The organism is Stenotrophomonas sp. S39, from assembly GCF_016624665.1.
Taxonomy (GTDB): Bacteria; Pseudomonadota; Gammaproteobacteria; order Xanthomonadales; family Xanthomonadaceae; genus Stenotrophomonas.
Genome location: NZ_JACVTT010000090.1, coordinates 1 through 18,121 on the forward strand (window position 1 = coordinate 1; position 18,121 = coordinate 18,121).

Annotated in this window: 17 protein-coding genes; 8 read left to right on the forward strand and 9 right to left on the reverse strand. The window is 67.9% G+C overall.

What is annotated here, in order from left to right:
• Positions 1-104: 104 nt before the first annotated feature.
• Together IAE41_RS18350 and bioA are read right to left on the reverse strand one after the other, a co-directional pair.
• A complete protein-coding gene (locus tag IAE41_RS18350; protein WP_079222858.1) occupies positions 105-842 on the reverse strand; it encodes a 16S rRNA (uracil(1498)-N(3))-methyltransferase in 738 nt (245 codons plus the stop codon).
• Entirely contained in the window at positions 833-2,224 is a 1,392-nt protein-coding gene (gene bioA / locus IAE41_RS18355) for an adenosylmethionine--8-amino-7-oxononanoate transaminase (RefSeq protein ID WP_234458750.1), read from the reverse strand. Before bioA ends, IAE41_RS18350 begins: the two co-directional genes overlap by 10 nt.
• 77 nt (positions 2,225-2,301) lie before the next feature.
• On the opposite strand from bioA, the gene nudE reads away from it, so the two are divergent.
• From nudE to IAE41_RS18375, 4 genes are read left to right on the forward strand one after another with little or no spacing between them, the layout of a single operon-like run.
• Positions 2,302-2,865 (forward strand): ADP compounds hydrolase NudE, encoded by a 564-nt coding sequence (nudE, locus tag IAE41_RS18360; RefSeq protein WP_079222856.1) that lies wholly within the window; start codon positions 2,302-2,304, stop codon positions 2,863-2,865.
• The gene (gene cysQ, locus IAE41_RS18365; RefSeq protein WP_108747213.1) at positions 2,862-3,665 is read left to right on the forward strand and encodes a 3'(2'),5'-bisphosphate nucleotidase CysQ; all 804 of its coding nucleotides are present in this window, start codon (positions 2,862-2,864) and stop codon (positions 3,663-3,665) included. Before nudE ends, cysQ begins: the two co-directional genes overlap by 4 nt.
• A gap of 13 nt (positions 3,666-3,678) precedes the next feature.
• Positions 3,679-4,512, forward strand: a complete 834-nt coding sequence (gene mazG / locus IAE41_RS18370) for a nucleoside triphosphate pyrophosphohydrolase (RefSeq protein ID WP_200734089.1) — start codon at positions 3,679-3,681, stop codon at positions 4,510-4,512.
• A complete protein-coding gene (locus tag IAE41_RS18375) occupies positions 4,509-4,835 on the forward strand; it encodes a YnfA family protein (RefSeq protein ID WP_079222853.1) in 327 nt (108 codons plus the stop codon). The genes mazG and IAE41_RS18375 overlap by 4 nt, the downstream gene beginning before the upstream one ends.
• 63 nt (positions 4,836-4,898) lie before the next feature.
• Here the strand turns inward: IAE41_RS18375 and IAE41_RS18380 are convergent, their stop codons facing one another.
• From IAE41_RS18380 to IAE41_RS18410, 7 genes are all read right to left on the reverse strand, one after another.
• Positions 4,899-5,201: a DUF962 domain-containing protein gene (locus IAE41_RS18380; protein ID WP_108757977.1), complete on the reverse strand. Its 303-nt coding sequence runs from the start codon at positions 5,199-5,201 to the stop codon at positions 4,899-4,901.
• A gap of 30 nt (positions 5,202-5,231) precedes the next feature.
• Entirely contained in the window at positions 5,232-5,420 is a 189-nt protein-coding gene (locus IAE41_RS18385; RefSeq protein ID WP_200734090.1) for a hypothetical protein, read from the reverse strand.
• 199 nt (positions 5,421-5,619) lie between these two features.
• A complete protein-coding gene (locus tag IAE41_RS18390) occupies positions 5,620-6,807 on the reverse strand; it encodes a GDSL-type esterase/lipase family protein (protein ID WP_200734091.1) in 1,188 nt (395 codons plus the stop codon).
• Positions 6,808-6,825: 18 nt separating this feature from the next.
• The gene (locus IAE41_RS18395) at positions 6,826-7,578 is read right to left on the reverse strand and encodes a glucose 1-dehydrogenase (RefSeq protein ID WP_079222850.1); all 753 of its coding nucleotides are present in this window, start codon (positions 7,576-7,578) and stop codon (positions 6,826-6,828) included.
• A 46-nt stretch (positions 7,579-7,624) separates the two neighbouring features.
• A complete protein-coding gene (locus IAE41_RS18400; RefSeq protein WP_108747209.1) occupies positions 7,625-8,929 on the reverse strand; it encodes an MFS transporter in 1,305 nt (434 codons plus the stop codon).
• The gene (locus IAE41_RS18405; RefSeq protein ID WP_200734092.1) at positions 8,926-11,154 is read right to left on the reverse strand and encodes an oligoalginate lyase; all 2,229 of its coding nucleotides are present in this window, start codon (positions 11,152-11,154) and stop codon (positions 8,926-8,928) included. The genes IAE41_RS18400 and IAE41_RS18405 overlap by 4 nt, the downstream gene beginning before the upstream one ends.
• On the reverse strand, positions 11,151-12,590 hold the full coding sequence (locus tag IAE41_RS18410) for a polysaccharide lyase 6 family protein (RefSeq protein WP_200734093.1): 1,440 nt from the start codon (positions 12,588-12,590) through the stop codon (positions 11,151-11,153). The genes IAE41_RS18405 and IAE41_RS18410 overlap by 4 nt, the downstream gene beginning before the upstream one ends.
• A gap of 241 nt (positions 12,591-12,831) precedes the next feature.
• On the opposite strand from IAE41_RS18410, the gene IAE41_RS18415 reads away from it, so the two are divergent.
• The 4 genes from IAE41_RS18415 (at position 12,832) to IAE41_RS18430 (ending at position 18,050) form a co-directional block, all read left to right on the forward strand.
• Entirely contained in the window at positions 12,832-15,723 is a 2,892-nt protein-coding gene (locus IAE41_RS18415) for a TonB-dependent receptor (protein ID WP_200734094.1), read from the forward strand.
• Between the two features lie 102 nt (positions 15,724-15,825).
• Complete coding sequence (locus tag IAE41_RS18420) at positions 15,826-16,569, forward strand: FadR/GntR family transcriptional regulator (protein WP_079222845.1); 744 nt, start codon at positions 15,826-15,828, stop codon at positions 16,567-16,569.
• An 85-nt stretch (positions 16,570-16,654) separates the two neighbouring features.
• Positions 16,655-17,614 (forward strand): SPFH domain-containing protein, encoded by a 960-nt coding sequence (locus IAE41_RS18425; protein WP_079222844.1) that lies wholly within the window; start codon positions 16,655-16,657, stop codon positions 17,612-17,614.
• Position 17,615: 1 nt separating this feature from the next.
• On the forward strand, positions 17,616-18,050 hold the full coding sequence (locus IAE41_RS18430) for an NfeD family protein (protein WP_200734095.1): 435 nt from the start codon (positions 17,616-17,618) through the stop codon (positions 18,048-18,050).
• Positions 18,051-18,121 lie beyond the last annotated feature (71 nt).

Consider the following 18,121-nt stretch of genomic DNA (forward strand, 5'->3'; position numbering starts at 1 on the left):
CCCCCCCCCCCCCCCCCCCCCCCCCCCCCCCCCCCCCCCCCCCCCCGCCCGGGCCCCCCCCCCCCCCCCCCCCCCGCGAGCGCAGCGGTCGCGCGATCCGCCCCTTACCCCAGATCCCCCAGCCGTGCCTGCAGCGCTGCAATCGCAGCCAGGCCCGCGGTTTCGGTGCGCAGGATGCGCGGGCCCAGCTGCAGCCCCTGGAAACCGGCCGCCGCCAGCTGGTCGCGATCACGCGGCGACCAGCCACCTTCCGGACCGATCGCAATGACGATGCCACCGGACGGCGCGGCCTGCAGCGTCGACAGCCGGTGCGCGCCCTGCGGGTCCAGCGTCAGCCGCAGCGTATCGGCCGGCAGCGCCGCCGCTGCCTGGGCCAGCGACAGCGGCGGGCCCACCTGCGGAATGCGCGCACGCCCGGACTGGCCGCACGCCGAGGTCACCACATTGTTCCAGTGCGCCACGCGCTTTTCCGCACGCGCCGCATCCAGCTTCACCTCGGTGCGCTCGGCATTCACCGGCACGATGGCGCCCACGCCCAGCTCGGTGGCCTTCTGCAGGATCAGGTCCATCTTCTCGCCACGGGCGATGCCCTGCAGCAGGGTGATCACCAGGGGCGATTCGTTGTCCACGGCCTGCACCGCGTCGATGCGCACCTGCACCTCGCGCTTGCCGGCCACGGTCAGGGTGGCGCTGTAATCGTGGCCATCACCGTTGAACAGCACGCAGGCATCGCCTTCGCGCAGGCGCATCACCCGTACCAGGTGGTTGGCCGTCTCTTCCGGCAGGGTCACGGTCTGGCCGCTGTGCAGCGCCAGGTCGATGGGGCAGCGGGTCACGCGCATGCAATCGCCTCGTCGATGGCTGCCAGCGTGGTATGTGCCAGCAGCTCCAGTTGTTCGTCATCCACGCAGTAAGGTGGCATCCAGTACAGCACGTCGCCCAGCGGGCGCAGTACCACGCCGCGCTTCAGCGCGGCCTTGTAGGCGTGCAGGCCAAGCCGCAGCGCCGGGTTGAACGGGGTATGCCGGTTGCCGTTGCGCGACAGCTCGAAGGCCACCACCATGCCGGCCTGGCGCACGTCGGCCACGTGCGGGTGGTCGGCGAAGGGCGCGGCCAGCGTGCCCATCACCGCGGCGGTGCCACGGTTGCGCGCGATCACGTCCTCGTCGCGGAAGATATCCAGCGTGGCCAGTGCCGCCGCACAGGCCAGCGGGTTGCCGGTGTAGCTGTGCGAATGCAGGAAGGCGCGTTCGCGCGACTCATCCAGGAAGGCGTCGTACAGCGCCTGCGTGGCCAGCACCGCGGCCAGGGGCAGGAAGCCGCCGGTCAGGCCCTTGGACAGGCACATCAGGTCGGGCATCACCCCGGCCTGTTCACAGGCGAACAGCGTGCCGGTGCGGCCGAAGCCGGTGGCGATCTCGTCGGCGATCATGAATGCGCCGTGCGCGTCGCACAGTTCGCGCACGCGCTGCAGGTAGACCGGGTCGTGCATGCGCATGCCGCCGGCGCATTGCAGGCGCGGTTCCAGGATCACCGCGCAGATCTCGCCGGGGTGCTGGTCGAACAGGGTGGCCAGGCCATCGGCGGCCTGCCGCGCACGGTCGGCCGCGCTCTGGCCCGGTTCGGCCAGGTAGGCATCGGGGGAGGGCGCGAACAGGCCCTCGGCCAGCAGCGGCGCGTACACGCGGCGGTACAGCGGGATGTCGCCCAGCGCCAGCGCCCCCAGGGTCTCGCCGTGGTAGCCGTTTTCCAGCGCGATGAAGCGTGTGCGCCGGATCTCGCCGCGGTTCTGGAAGTACTGGAACGCCATCTTCAGCGCCACTTCCACCCCGGCCGAGCCGTTGTCGGCGTAAAAGACCTTGGCCAGCGGCGCGCGGCCGGGCTGGCGCGGCGCCAGCGCCAGCAGGCGTTCGGCCAGGGTGATCGCCGGTTCATGGCTGAACCCGGCCAGCATCACCTGTTCCAGCTGCCCGGCCTGGGCGGCGATGGCCGCGCCGATGCGCGGTTCGGCATGACCGAACAGATTCGTCCACCAGCTGCTGACCGCATCCAGGTAGCGGTTGCCGTCGTGGTCGATCAGCCAGGCGCCCTGGCCACGCGCGATCGGCACCAGCGGCAGCGTGTCCGGATGCTCGCGCATCTGCGTGCACGGGTGCCACAGCACCTGCAGGTCGCGTTGCTGCCACTGCCGGGCCAGCGGGGAGGGGGTTGGGTCTGCTAGCATTTCGGGCTCATGAACATGTTGCTGCCTGCACATTCTATCGGCCCCGGCGCACGCGCCGGCCGCCACGGAGATTCCGCATGAACGACGACCGCAGCGGCCGTCGCCTGCCGATCATCCACCGGATCACCGACGAGGAGAACGGTCCCTTCCAGCGTCAGCACCTGGACCTGGAGTTCTCCAACGGTGAACACCGCCGTTTCGAGCGCCTGGTCAGCCGTGGCCATGGCGCGGTGGTGGTGGTCCCGATGCTGGACGAGGAGACCGTCCTGCTGGTGCGTGAATACGCTGCCGGCGTGCACCGCTACGAGCTGGGCCTGGTCAAGGGCCGCATCGATGCCGGCGAAACGCCCGAGCAGGCCGCCGACCGCGAACTGAAGGAAGAGGCCGGCTATGGCGCCCGCCGCGTCGACGTGCTGCGCGCGATGACCCTGGCACCGACCTACATGAGCCACCAGTCGTGGCTGGTGGTGGCGCGCGACCTCTACCCGGAAAAGCTGGCCGGCGACGAGCCGGAAGAGCTGGAAGTGGTGCCGTGGAAGCTGGCCGACCTGGACCAGCTGATGCTGCGCGAGGACTTCTCCGAAGGGCGCTCGCTGGCCGCGCTGTTCATCGCGCGCCAGTGGTTGCAGGGGCGCCGATGATCAAGCTGACCACCGAACTGCGCGAAACCACGATCGCCATTGCCCAGGAAGCGGGGCAGGCGATCATGCAGGTCTACAGCGACGGCTTCGATGTCACCCTGAAAGCCGACGACAGCCCGGTCACCGCCGCCGATCTCGCCGCCGACCGGGTCATCCAGCAGGGCCTGCGCCAGCTGACCCCGGACCTGCCGATCCTGTCCGAGGAATCGGCAATGGTGCCGTGGGAACAGCGCCAGCACTGGGGCGCCTACTGGCTGGTCGATCCGCTGGATGGCACCCGCGAATTCGTCAAGCGCAACGGCGAATTCAGCGTCAACATCGCGCTGATCTACCAGGGCGCGCCGGCTTTCGGCGTGGTCCAGGCGCCGGTCACCGGCATCGTCTGGCACGCCATGCGCGGCGAGCTGGCTTACCGCCGCCAGGGCCTGCACGACAGCGTGCTGCGCACCCGCACGCCGGCCACCGCGCCGCTGCGGGTGGCCGCCAGCCGCTCGCACCGCTCGCCGGAAACCATCGCCCTGCTCGAGCGCATGGGCGACATCGAAACGGTGGCGCAGGGTTCATCGCTGAAGTTCTGCCGCATCGCCGAGGGCGGCCTGGACGTGTACCCGCGGCTGGGCCCGACCTCCGAATGGGACACCGCCGCCGGCCAGTGCGTGCTGCACGCTGCCGGGGGTGCGGTGCTCTCGGCCAGCAGCGGCAAGCCGTTCCGCTACAACCGCCGCAGCACCCTGTTGAACGGCGATTTCATCGCCCTTGGCGACACCAGCCTGCCGTGGCGGGACTGGCTGTCCGACTGACCCTGGAGCCCGCATGAGCGAAATCCCCACCGCCGGCAGTGCCGCCAGCACCGAACTGGAGCGCCTGCTGGCGATCATGGCGCGCCTGCGCGATCCGCAGGGCGGTTGCCCCTGGGACCTGGAGCAGGACTTCGCCACCATCGCCCCGTACACCATCGAGGAAGCCTACGAGGTCGCCGATGCGATCGATCGTGGCGACCTGGACGACCTTTGCGACGAACTGGGCGACCTGCTGCTGCAGGTCGTGTTCCATGCGCGCATGGCCGAGGAGCAGGGCGCGTTCGCCTTCGCCGACGTGGCGCGCGCGATCAGCGACAAGATGCAGCGCCGCCATCCGCACGTGTTCGCCGATGCCAGCGTGGACGATGCCGATGGCGTGATGCGCAACTGGGACGCGATCAAGCGCGCCGAGCGTGCCGCCAAGGGCGACCAGGACACCTCGGCGCTGGCCGGCATCTCGCGCGGGCTGCCCGAGTGGCAGCGTGCGGTGAAGCTGCAGTCGCGCGCGGCCAAGGTCGGCTTCGACTGGCCTGGTCCGCTGCCGGTGCTGGACAAGGCTGCCGAGGAACTGCAGGAACTGCGCGAGGAATTCGAGCGCGGCGACGTCGCCGGCAACAAGGCGCGGCTGCAGGAAGAACTGGGCGACCTGCTGTTCGTCTGCGCCAACCTCGCGCGCCATGCCGACCTCGACCTGGGCGCGGCCCTGCGCGGTGCCAACCACAAGTTCGAGCGGCGCTTCCGGGCAATGGAAGCGCAGGCAGAAGTGCAGGGCGGTGCGTTGGCGGGGATGGACCTGGATGCACAGGAAGCGCTGTGGCAGCACGCCAAGGCGGCGGAGAAGGCGTGAAGACCCTCGCCCTGTTCCTGCTGACCGCGCTGGCGGAGATCGTCGGCTGCTACCTGCCGTGGCTGTGGCTGCGCAAGGGCGGCAGCGTGTGGCTGCTGCTGCCGGCCGCGGCCAGCCTGGCCCTGTTCGCCTGGCTGCTGACCCTGCACCCCACCGCCAGCGGCCGCGTGTATGCCGCCTACGGCGGCGTCTACATCGGCACCGCGTTGTTCTGGCTGTGGCTGGTCGATGGCATCCGTCCCAGCCGCTGGGACCTGCTGGGCGCCGCACTGTGCCTGGCGGGCATGGCGGTGATCATGTTCGGGCCGCGCCAGCCGGTGTGATGGCGGCGCCTGGTTTTCCGTAGAGCCGAGCCCATGCTCGGCTGGCTCTGCTACAAAAACGGGTCACCACCTGATCCGGCCGCGCAGGATGTCGGCGAACATCACCCAGTCGCCGACGAACGAGTACAGCGGGTGGCGGAAGGTAGCCGGGCGGTTCTTCTCGAAGAAGAAATGGCCGACCCAGGCGAACCCATAGCCGCATGCCAGTGCCGCGAGCAGCAGCATCGGCTGGCCCCGCAGCAGCGCTGCGGCCACCAGCAGCAGTACGCCACAACTGCCGATGAAGTGCAGGCGTCGCGAGACCGGATGGCGGTGTTCGTCCAGGTAGAACGGGTAGAACTCGCGGAAGCTGGCGAAGCGGGACATGCACGTGCTCCGGGGCGATGACCGACTACATCATGCGCCTTGTTGAGTTCGCCCGTTGTAGAGCCGAGCCATGCCCGGCTGCTCTTGATATTCCGTAGAGTCGAGCTTGCTCGACTGCTTTTGATCTTCTGTAGAGCCGAGCCATGCTCGGCTGCTTTTGATCTTCTGTAGAGCCGAGCCATGCTCGGCTGCTTTCGATCTTCTGTAGAGCCGAGCCATGCTCGGCTGCTTTTGATTTTCCGTAGAGCCGAGCCATGCCCGGCTACTTTTGGCAGAGGCAGCCGAGCATGGCTCGGCTCTACAGGAAGCGACGGCAGCCGAGCATGGCTCGGCTCTACAGGAAACGACGGCAGCCGAGCATGGCTCGGCTCTGCACAATGCGGTGGCAGTCGAGCAAGCTCGACTCTACAAACCCACGTCAGCGCGGGGCCTTGCACCCCAGCATCTCCAGGTCGATCGCTTCGGCCATGCGGCGGTAGCCTTCATCGTTCGGGTGCAGGTGGTCGCGGGTGATGTTGGCCGGCAGCGATTCCGGCTGCTTCGGGTCGCGCAGGGCGGCATCGAAATCGACCACGCCATCGAAGCCGCTGTCCTTGCCGCGCGCCCATTGGTTGATCGAGGCACGGGTCGTGGCGGAAACCGGTTCATAGCGCTCCGAGCCACCGAACGGCGTCAGCGTGCCCAGGTAGGCGCGGATGCCATGCGCATGCAGGCGCGCAGCCACCTGCTGGTAGCCCAGCAGCATGTCCGGGGCGTTGCGCCCGGGCAGCGGCTGCGCCCCGCCGCCATGGCGGATGTCATTGATGCCTTCGAACAGGATGACCTGGTCGGCGTCGGCCACTGCGATCACGTCGCGGTCCAGGCGTGACAGTGCGCTGTGGCTGCGGCCATGGTCCAGCAGCTTGTTGCCGCTGATGCCCTGGTTGAGTACCACGAAGCGGTCCGGGCAGGCGTGCTGCAGGCGCTGCGCCAGGCGCTCGGGCCACTGGTTGAAGGAGCCGCGCGTGGCCGTCGCGCCCTCGGTGATCGAATCGCCCAGGGCGACGATCACCGACGGCCGCTGCTCACGCTGCACCTGTACCGCCGAAAACACATTCTGCTGGTAGCTGACGCGCACCGTGTCGGCCACCGCCTCCTGTTTGCCATCGACCACGCGCACCACGGTGCGCCGCACCGCGGGCCGGGTCGGCTGCGGGAAATACGCGGTCACGCTGATCTCCTGCAGCGCCGCCACCGGCAACGCCAGCGGATCGCTCAGCAGCGCTGCACCCACCGGCACGTCGATGGCGCGGCGGCCATCGACGGTGACCGGCAGGGCCGCCGCCCGGCCATCCTTCAGCCGCACGTGGATGTCCTCCACGCGCAGCGGTGCATCACCCAGCTCGTTGCTGATGCGCAGGCGCAATGCCTCGCCACGGCTGCCGACCCGGATGTCCTGGCGCACCGTCTGCGCAGCGAACTGCACCGGTGCCTCCGGTTTCCCGTCCTTGCGGTCCGGTGCCGGTGAAGCGGTCCAGGCGGTGACCCAGACCGGTGCGGCCAGGGCGACAGGGGCGGCCACGGCAGCGCCGATAGCCAGCGAAAGCAGGGTGATCCAGCGCTGCATGGCAGGTGTCCGCTCAGGTCAGGAGAAGTAGGTGCCGCCGTTGACGTCCAGGTTCGCACCGGTGATGAACGCCGCTGCGTCGGAGGCCAGGAACACCGCGGCGTCGGCCGCTTCGTCCGGCACGCCCTGGCGGCGCAGCGGGGTGTTGCCGGCCACCGCGGTGCGCACTTCCGGCTTGGTGAATTCATCGTGGAAGCGGGTGGCGATCATGCCGCAGCACAGCGCATTCACGCGGATGCCCTTCGGCCCCAGTTCCTTGGCCATGGCGCGGGTGAAGGTCATCACGGCAGCCTTGGCGGTGGCGTAGATCGACGCGCCCGGGCCACCGCCATCGCGGCCGGCCTGCGAAGCGAAATTGACGATGGCTGCGCCTTCGCCCATGTGCGGCACGACCGCGTGGGTGGTCAGGTAGGTGGACGTCAGGTTGAGGTCCATCACCGTGTGGAAGAACGCGGGGTCGATCTCGGCCAGCGGACGGCGCTGCACCATGCCGCCGGCCACGTTCACCAGCAGGTCGATGCGCTCGCCGAAGGCGGCCTGTGTGGCAGCGACGAGGCCAGCCACGGCGGCAGCATCGGTCACGTCGGCGCGGTGCACGATGGCCTGGCCACCGGCGGCCTGGATCTGCGCCAGTGTCTCGTTGGCGCTGGCTTCATCGTTGGCGTAGTTGATGCAGACGCGTGCGCCGGCCGCGGCCAGCTTGATCGAGACGGCACGGCCGATATCACGGCCACCACCGGTGACGATGGCCACCTTGTCCTGGAACGACATGCGGGAAACTCCTTGGTTTGCGGGGGAATGAAGGGAAAAAACAGGCTCAGCCGCCACGGCGGTCGAGCTTGTGGATGGGGCCGGTCCACCACCACAGCGCGGCCAGTGACAGCGGCACCAGTGCGGCGACGAGGATGAAGATCGGGGCGTAGGAATGGCGGGTCAGCACCGGCACCAGCCAGGTGGTGATCAGCGTGCCGGCCACCGCAGCCAGGCCGCCCAGGCCGGCCAGCGTGCCGACCGAACGGCCATCGAACAGATCACCCGGCAGCGTCTGGATGTTGCCGATGGCCACCTGGAAGCCGAACAGCACCGCGGCAATCGCCAGCACCGCGAACAACGGCTGGTTGGCCAGCACCGCGCCCAGCAGGGCAGGGGCCATGATCACGCAGCCCAGGGTGATGGACAGCTTGCGCGCGCGGTCCACGCTCTGCCCGGCGCGGATCAGGCGCCCGGACAACCAGCCACCGCTGAGGCTGCCCAGCATCGCGCCCACGAACGGCACCCAGGCGAACAGGCCGATCTGCTTGATGTCGAAGCCGAAGGTCTCGGCCAGGTAGATCGGCAGCCAGGACACGAACAGCCACCAGATCGGGTCCAGCAGGAAGCGGCAGGCGAGCATGCCCCAGCTCTGCCGGTGGGCCAGCAGCGAACGCACGCTCACCTTCGGTGCGGTGGCGTCGCGCTGCCCGGCCTGGTCTTCCATGATCAAGCGGCGCTCGGCATCGCTCACCCAGGGGTGCTTGTCCGGCCCGGCACGGTAGACGAACAGCCATGGCAGCAGCCACAGGAAGCCGATGGCACCGACCAGCACGAAGGTGCCGCGCCAGCCCAGCCACAGGTACAGGCCGGCGATGGCCGGTGCGGAGACGATCGCGCCGATCGACGCACCGGCGTTGAACACGCCCTGCGCCAGTGCGCGTTCGCGCGCCGGGAACCACTCGGCGTTCGCCTTCACCGCGCCCGGCCACGCACCGGCTTCGCTGATGCCGAGCATTGCCCGCACCAGGCTGAAGGACAGCATCGAATGGGTGATCGAATGCAGGGCGATGGAGATCGACCACACGCTGATCGACAGGGCAAAGCCCAGGCGCGTGCCGATCATGTCGAACAGGCGGCCGAACAGGAACTGGCCGGCCGCGTAGAACAGCATGAACACCGTCACCAGCAGCGCGTAGTCATCCTTGGTCGCGCCCACTTCCTTGGCGATTTCCGGCCACATCACCGCCAGTGCATTGCGGTCGATGTAGTTGATGACCGTGGCCACGGCGATCAGGCCGACGATCAGCCAGCGCACCGCCGAACGCACCGGCACCTTGCGCAGGCTGGACACCGCCGAAGGGCCGTTCATCGCACGTCACCCTTGCTGCGGTCCATGCGCGCGTGGCTGCCGCTCCAGCGGTAGGCATGGCCATCGACGGTCACGCTGTGCTCGCCCTTGGCGCTGCTGTCATCGGCCACGCCCAGCGCGATGCGGGCGCCACTGGCCAGGCGCAGTTCGATCACCTCGGCGTCGCTGCCGCGGGTGCGCACGATGTCCTTGATGCGGCTGTCGGCGCCGTGCACGTACTCGGCGGTGCCGTTGTACTCGCCATGCGGCTCCAGCACGCTGAAGAAGGTCACGTCCTTCTGGCCTTCCACGCGCTGCAGCAGGGCCGGCTCGCGGCGCAGGTTGAATTCGGGATCGTTGGCACCGCTTTCCACCAGCAGCGCCTGCGCGGGTGCGCTGCTGCCGAAGCGGTAGGTATAGAAGCGGCCGTACAGCAGCCAGGCCAGCGTGCGCGGCTCGCTGCCGGGCTTGCTGCGTGCGTCCAGCCACAGGTGCTGGTAGCCGTTGTCCTTGCCCAGCACCGGGCGCTGGCTGGTGAAGTGTTCGGCCTCGAAACCGGTGGTGACGATGTGGCCGTTGAAATGCAGCGGCAGGTCGTAGCGCGCGGCCTTGTCGCCGTGCACCTGCAGCAGGTCCAGCACCACTGGCAGGCCCAGTTCGGGGTGGCGCAGCAGCGCCTGGGTGCGGGTGAACACCACGCCGGGGTAGGCATCGCGCATGGTCGCCGAGGCGATCTGGGTATCGGCATCGGCCTGGAAGAACCGCACCTGCGGTGCATGTTCCTCGCCGCGCTTCCAGTCGCCCTTGAAGTGGCTCTGCTCGTCCACCACCAGCGTGTTGTGGGCCACGGTCTGCTTGGCCCAGCTGCGGTTCTCGGCCAGGTAGATGCCGCCGCGCTTGGCTTCCACGTTGAGGAAGCGCGCCGCGCCGTAGTCGGTCACCACCGCCTTGCCGTTGTCGTAGAACAGCCAGTTGAGCTTGTCGAAGTGGCCGTGGCCCATGCCCTGCATGGTGTCCTTCTGCACCAGCGCCTGGCCGTCCTCGCCGTTCATGCGCAGGATCGCCAGGCCACCGCGGTCGCCGTCGGGGCCATCGCGCAGCAGCATCGGCCGGTAGTCGAAGGGTTTGGCCTTGTTGGCCGCCAGCGCCTGCGCCACCTGCAGGCCTTCGGGCGAGAGCAGCAGGCGTTTCTGCTGCTGGGCCACCGACAGCAGGCGGTCATCGCCGGTACGCGCATAGGCGATGCCGATGCCGGCCACCAGTTCTTCCGTGTCGATGCCCTTGTCCAGGATCGCATCGTTGATGGGAAAGAACAGGCCGTCGTAGCTGGTCTGCACCAGCACATCCACGGCCTTCAGCAGCACGCCGTCGCGGCGCGCGAAGATCTTCCGCTGCGGCTCATTGCGTTCGATGGCGTTGGCGAACAGCAGGAACGGCGCCAGTGCGTAGCGCTGGTAATACGGGCCTTCCTCGTAGTAACCATCGGGCGAGAACAGCAGGTCGATCTGCCGCAGGAAGCCGAACTGGTCGTCCTTCTGGCTGCCGCGCAGCGATTTCTCCACCAGCTCCTGGTCACGCAGCACATAGCCGGTCATGCCGGTGGCGGCCACCGCCCAGGTGGCGTGGTTGTGGATCTGGTCGTAGTTCTTCGGCTCGCTGACCAGGAACTCGGCCATCGGCCGGAACAGTTTCGATTCGATCGTCTGCCGGTCCTGCGCGGACAGCGCGTCGCGCACCGCGTCATAGCCCTGGATGGCATTGACCAGCCACACCGAATCGTTGAGCACCTGCCAGAACACGCGGCCGGGAATCTGCCCACGGCCTTCCGGGTGCGGGCCCAGCGTGGGGTACAGCTGGGCGTACTGCAGCAGCATGTCGCGCGAGTACGCTACATAGGCCTTGTCACCGGTCAGCCGGTACAGCGTGCCGGCGGCCAGTAGTGCCTGGTAGTTGCGCTTGTGCTGTTCATGGGTACGGCCGCCGCCCTTGTCCTTGGGCACCGGCACGTCGATGCCGGCCTTCATCATCTTCTTCAGCGATGCTTCGGTGCGTGCCTGCTCCTTGGCAAACCACGGGTAGCGGCTGCCTTCGCTGGCCATCTGCTGCCACTGCGCGGCGGTCACCAGCACGGGCGCGGTGTCGGCCTGGCGCGCGGCAGCGGCCGGGGCCGCCAGCAACGGTGCGGCCGGCAGCAGGGCAAAGGGGACGGCCAAGGCCAGGGAAACGAACAGCGGCTGCAACCTCATCGATCAACTCCGGTGCTGGTGCGGGACAGGGCAACCTCGCCCACCTTGGGATACCAGTCCACCCCCGTGGCCTCGCGTGCGGTCATCGCCAGCGCCGGATCGGCACCGGTGGCGGGCAGGGCAGGGGTGGGCGTCCACAGGCCGCTGGCGGCCTGCTGCAGGGTCACGCTGCGGCTTTCGACGCCGCTGGGAAATACCGTGCTGGCCTGCGGCGACTGCACGTTGCCGCTGAAGGCGATGCCGGCCAGCGAACTGGCGGCGGTGGGCGGGTTCTTGTTGTTGCGGTTGACGATCAGGTTGGCGCTGAAGCGGCTGTTGCTGGCGGCCACGTCGATGCCCTTGGCAGTGTCATGGCCGACGCCGAAGCTGATCTTCGCCACGTCCACGAAGGTGTTGCGGCTGATGGTCGCGTTGACCACCGGCGCATAGCCGGACAGCGGCGGGCTGGCCTGTGCATCCATCACCGCCAGCGCCGAGCGGTTGCTGGAACCGGCCAGGCGTTCGAAGTAGTTGTTGCTGACGGTCTGGTCGGCGTTGATGATGCGCACGCCACCGGTGCCGGCCTTGTCATCGCCGAGGAAGACATTGTCGAGCACCCGGTTGCCGTTGCCGTGGCGCAGGGTCAGCGCGCCGGCCGAGCGATAGAAGACGTTGCCGCGGTAGGTGTTGCCGCCGGACTTGTTGGAGACGATCTCGGTCTCGCCGTCGCAGCCCTCGAACCAGTTGTTTTCCACGGTGCTGTTGGAATCGCTCAGCGAGGTATCGCTGGTGCCGACGCGGATCGTCTCGCCGCCGTTGACGCCCAGCAGCGGGCGGGGACCGAACCAGTTGTGGTCGATGCGGTGCTGGTTGTCCAGGCCCTGGGTGGCATCGCGCACCACCACCACGGTGGGGCCGGCGTTGGTCTTGCCGCGCAGCTGGCTGTGGTCCAGCCGGTTGTGGCTGCCATACAGCGACACCCAGTAGTCCTGGTCGCTGCCATCGGGGTTGGTGTAGTCGTCGATGACCAGGCCGGTCACCCGGCTGTGGCTGGCCACGGCCTTGCTCGATTCGCGGAACGCGACCACGGCATCGCCGGGCGTGTAGCCATCGCGGAACACCAGGTTGGAAACCTGCAGGTAGCTGCCCGCCAGGCGCAGGTCCGAGCGCCCGCTGAGGATCACCTTGCCCGGCGTCTGCGCACGCAGGGTGATCGGCGCGGCGGCCGTGCCCTGGCCTTTCAACAACAGGCGGGTGTCAGTCCAGGTGCCGTCGGCCAGCACGATTTCGTCGCCGGGCTGCAGGGCGGCCGCGGCGGTGTTGAACTCGGTCGCATCGTGGACCAGCCAGCTGGCGGCCTGTGCTGGGGAAGTGGTCAGGCAAAGTGCTAGACCAGTTGCGAGGAATGATCCGGATAGCCGGTTGGACGGGCGGTACGAAATCGATTCGGTGCGCATGAAGTCCTTCCAGGGACGGCCGGGCCGTCGTTACGGGTGAGTGTGCATACCACTTTCGGGGTCTGTTGTAAGCCAGCTTCCGCGCAAAGTCATGCTGCATCAGCACATTTAATGACGACCAAGTGGTATGAAACAAAGGTATTAAGAAAAATCCAGTCCAGTTGGTTGACATTTGCGTGTCGGCGTGTCGAAGCTGCGACCCACGCCTGCCGTCCAGGCGATCCTTTGGGAGGAGGAAACCATGCGGCAATCTGCCGGAGCTGTACGCACCATCACGCTGTCCCCCACGCCCCTGATCGTGGCCCTGCTTGCTGCGCTGGCGGCCGCCCCGCTGGCACAGGCGCAGTCGGCCAGCGGCACCACCGGGCACGACGCCACCACGCTGGACCAGGTGCAGGTCACCGGCATCCGCGAGTCGATGCAGAGTTCGATCAACAAGAAGCGCGACGACACGGTCATCGCCGACGTGCTCTCGGCCGACGACATCGGCGACCTGCCGGCGCCGTCGCTCGCCGATGCGATCGAAACGCTGACCGGCGCCGCGTCGACCCGCGACAAGACCGGCGCCTCGGAAATTTCCATCCGCGGCCTCGGCGCCTTCCTCAGCAGCACCAATTTCAACGGCCGCGAGATCACCAACGGCAGCGGCGACCGCTCGGTCAACTTCAACATGTTCCCGGCCGAACTGATCAACACGGTGGCCATCTACAAGACCCAGCGCGCCGACATCATCGAAGGCGGCGTGGCCGGCACCATCGGCCTGGAGACGGTCAAGCCGCTGGAATACGGCAAGCGCTCGATGCAGTTCGACCTGCGCGGCAGCTGGGCCGAGTACGACAAGAAGTACCGTGATGACGATGGCATCGGCTACCGCGGCACCGCCAGCTACATCGACCAGTTCGAATTCGGCGACGGCCAGAAGCTGGGCATCTCGCTGGGCTTCCAGCGCCTGGACGGCACCGACCCGGAAGAGAGCATCACCAGCGGTTCCACCTGGTACGCCTGCGACGGCAACCAGAACGTGGCCAATGCCAACTGTTCCGAAGTGGGTGCGCAGGCCATCGCCAATGGCGCACCGTACTACCTGGTGCCCAGCAGCCGCATCTACCGCCTGAAACAGGAACGCAACGACCGCCAGAGCGAGTTTGCCGCGGTGCAGTGGCGGCCCAACGACGTGGTCGAAGTGAACGTCGACTTCGAGCACACCCAGCGCAACTGGTACGAAAACCGCGGCGACCTCAGCCTGTCCAACGCGCGCCGTGGCATCACCCAGCGCGAGGTGGACGAGGACGGCATCGTCCGTCACCTGCATGGCAGCACTTCGATTGATTCCACCTCCAACCGCTACTGGCGTGGCGAGGAATACACCGGCGGCGGCCTGAACCTGATCGTGCGCCCGAGCCCGGCCTGGGAACTGTCCACCGATCTGTCCTACTCGCACACCAACCGCCTGGACAGCGAGCGGATGACCCGCCTGCGAGCCAACCAGCGCGACATCAACAATGCCATCGTGCCGGGCATCAGCAGCGGCACCACCGGTTATGTCGACTATGACTGGGACTGGCATGGCGAGGTGCCCAGCGTGGCCCTGGCGCCCAACTTCGACGTGCAGAACTGGGATGCGTACTCCGGTGCGGCCCGCGTCACCTCCAGCGCCACCGAGAACGACCACAAGATCAAGGCCGGCCGTTTCGACGCCAGCTTAATGCCCGAGTCGGGCTTCTTCACCCGCATCAAGGGCGGCGTGCGCGCCAGCCAGGCCGACTACCGCCTGCGCGACAACACCCTGGTGACCGACTACGACCAGCGCATCGCCGCCGACAAGGCGAAGATCATCGCCGCCAACCAGGCCTGCCGCGCTCCGTTCCCGCAGGACGATTTCATGGATGCGGCCAGCGGCAACACGATCTCCTCGTGGGCCTACTTCGATCCCGACTGCCTGTACCAGTCCTTCCGTGGCAGCCTCGACAGCGGCCTCGATCCGGACTTCCAGGATCCCAACAACGTCGACATCACCGAGAAGACGCGCGCGCTGTACCTGCTGGGTGAATTCAGCAGCAGCCTGTTCGGCCTGCCGGTCACCGGCAACGTCGGCCTGCGCTGGGTCAAGACCGATGTGCGTTCGGAAGGCGTGCGCACCGACCTGCAGATCGAGGACAACGGCGATGGCACGATCCGCCTGCAGCCGACCGGCAACTACACCACCCAGGTGTTCAAGGCCGGCAATGACAAGCTGCTGCCCAGCCTGAACGCGGCCTTCGAGCTGCGCCCGGACGTGCTGCTGCGCGTGGGTGCCTACCGTGCCATGTCGCGCCCGGACATCTCCGCGCTCGGTGCCGGCCGCACCATCAATGTCAGCAGCGATGCCACCTACGGCGACCTGGCCGATGCACTGGACGACATCAGCGCCAGCGGCAACCCAGCCGCGCAGCCGCTGATGTCCTGGAACGGCGACCTGTCGCTGGAGTGGTACCCGAACCCGGATACCCTGCTGGCCGGCGCGGTGTACTGGAAGCAGTTCAACGGCGGCACCGCCACGGCGCTGGTGCCGGAAACCTACACCATCAACGGGCAGACGGTGACCGTGCCGGTGCGCCAGCAGGTGACCACCGACGAGGACAGCACCCTGACCGGCCTGGAGCTGAGCGCGACCCACCGCCTGTCCTACCTGCCCAAGCCGTTCGACGGGCTGGGCTTCAAGATCAGCTACAACTACGCCGACGCCGACTACACCACCCAGGATTCGCGGTTGGGCGAACAGCTGGCCGCCGATGGCACCGTCATCCCGGCCATCGTCCCGCCGGCCGGCCTGAGCGGCTTCTCGCGGCACGTGCTGTCCGGCTCGATCTACTGGGACGTGGGCCGCTTCAACATCCAGGCCATCGGCAAGTTCCGCTCGCACTACTACCAGGACTTCACCGGCAACACCGCGCAGCAGAACCGCTACTACGACGACAACACCAGCGTCGACCTGCGCATGCGCTACAAGGTCAACAAGCAGCTGTCGCTGTCGCTGGAGCTGATGAACCTGACCAACGAACCGCGCGTGGCGTACCAGCCGCTTTACGGCAATTTCCGTGAAGTGGTGACCTACGGGCGGCGTGCGTATTTCGGTGTACGATACAAGTTCTGAACAGGGCGGCGCGGCCAGTGGTCGCGCCGTCGCTCCATCCGGACCCGCACCGCGCACGGTGGCCCGGGACGGGCCCGGAGGGAACCGCCAAGGGTCAGCCGCATGTCCGCCAACCGCCTCTACCAGACCATCGCCGCCAAGCTCCGCAAGCTGATCGAGGACGGTGAATTTCCGCCGGGCTCGCGCCTGCCGGGCGAGCGTGAGCTGGCCGAACGTTTCGGCGTCAGCCGGGTGACCGTGCGCGAAGCCGAGATCGCCCTGGAAGCCCAGGGCTGGATCGCCATCCGCATTGGTTCGGGCGTGTACGTCAAGCCACGCCCGGCGCAGGCCTCCGGTGGCCTGCCCGATGTCAGCGCCTTCGACCTGACCGCCGCCCGCGCGGTGTTCGAAGCCGAGGCCGCGGCGCTGGCGGCCAGCAACATCGACGACGCCGGCATCGCCGAACTGCAGGTGCTGGCGCAGGCGCTGTGCCGGCGCGACCTGACCGACGAAGAAGCCGGCGACTTCGACCGCCGCTTCCACCTGACCATCGCCCGCCTGTCCGGCAATCCGGTGGTGGAGTACTTCATCCAGCAGATCTGGCGCATGCGCAGCGACCTGCCGCGGGTGGCCGAGGTCTACGCGCGGGTCTGCCACGACGATGGCGCCAGCCGTGCCGACGAGCACATGGCGATCTTCGAGGCACTGCGCAGCCGTGATCCGGTGGCCGCGCGCAACGCGATGCGCTACCACTTCCAGCGCCTGTTCGAGGCGATGCTGGAAGCGACCGAGAGCCAGGCCCTGGAAGAGATCCGGCGGCGCACCCAGCAGGACCGCGAGCGCTTCCTGGCCACCACGCGTATCTGACCCACCGCCACGCGCTGCGCTGCCGCACTGCAACAGCGTGCGCGCGCTATGCTGGCGGCTGGACGTCTGAGATAAGGAAAGCGTGATGTTCCCGACTGTGTTTTTCACCATGGTGCTGGCCGTGGTGGCCGTCATCATCCTGTTCAAGGCCGTGCGCATGGTGCCGCAGGGCTACGAATGGACCGTTGAGCGGTTCGGCCGCTACACCCACACGATGTCGCCCGGCCTGCATTTCCTCATTCCCATCGTGTACGGGGTGGGGCGCAAGGTGAACATGATGGAGCAGGTGCTGGACGTGCCGGGCCAGGAAGTGATCACCAAGGACAACGCCGCCGTGCGCGTCGATGGCGTGGTGTTCTTCCAGGTGCTGGACGCGGCCAAGGCCGCCTACGAGGTGGCGGTGCTGGAAGTGGCGATGATCGCCCTGGTGCAGACCAACATCCGTACCGTCATCGGCTCGATGGACCTGGATGAATCGCTCAGCCAGCGCGAGGTGATCAACGCCAAGCTGCTGAGCGTGGTCGACCATGCCACCAACCCGTGGGGGGTGAAGGTCAACCGCATCGAGATCCGCGACATCCAGCCGCCGCGCGACCTGCTGGATGCGATGGCGCGGCAGATGAAGGCCGAGCGCGAGAAGCGTGCGCAGATCCTGGAAGCGGAAGGTTCGCGGCAGTCGGAGATCCTGCGCGCCGAGGGCGAGAAGCAGGCCACCGTGCTGGAAGCCGAAGGCCGCCGCGAAGCCGCGTTCCGCGACGCCGAGGCGCGCGAACGCCTGGCCGAGGCCGAGGCGAAGGCCACCCAGGTGGTTTCGGCGGCGATTGCCGAGGGTGACGTGCAGGCGATCAACTATTTCGTCGCGCAGAAGTACGTCGAGGCGTTCAAGGAACTGGCGAGCTCGCCAAACCAGAAGCTGGTGCTGATGCCGATGGAGGCCAGTGGCGTGATCGGCTCCATTGCCGGCGTCGCCGAACTGGCCAAGCAGGCCCTGGCGAACCAGGAAAACAAGCCGGCCCGCAAGGGCCCGCCGCCGTTCGGAGGCTGACATGCGCTGGGACGTGGTTGCGTGGGGCGCGCTGGCCCTGCTGCTGTTCGCCGCCGAGGCGCTGGCCCCGGGCGCGTTCATGCTGTGGATCGGCATCGGTGCCGCGGCGGTGTTCGTGCTGGTGGCGGTGTTCGCCGACATTCCGCTGTTGTGGCAGGTGGTCGCGTTCGTGGTGCTGAGCGTGCTGTCGATCCAGTGCTACCGGCGCTGGGGCAAGCCGCATGCGCGGGCCAGCGACAAGCCGCTGCTGAACCGCCGCGCCGAGCAGCTGGTCGGCCGGGTGGTGACGTTGCCGCAGGCCATCATCGACGGGCAGGGCCGGGTCAGCATCGATGATGCGTCGTGGCAGGTGAGTGGACCGGACCTGCAGGCGGGTACGCGGGTGAGGGTGGTGGCGGTGCAGGGCAGCGTGCTGCTGGTCGAGGCTGCGGCGTAGGGTTTCCAGCCAACGGCGCAGCCCCTCGTGGGTGGTCGCGGGTGATTCATGTGTTTGGGTCGGGCGGGTGG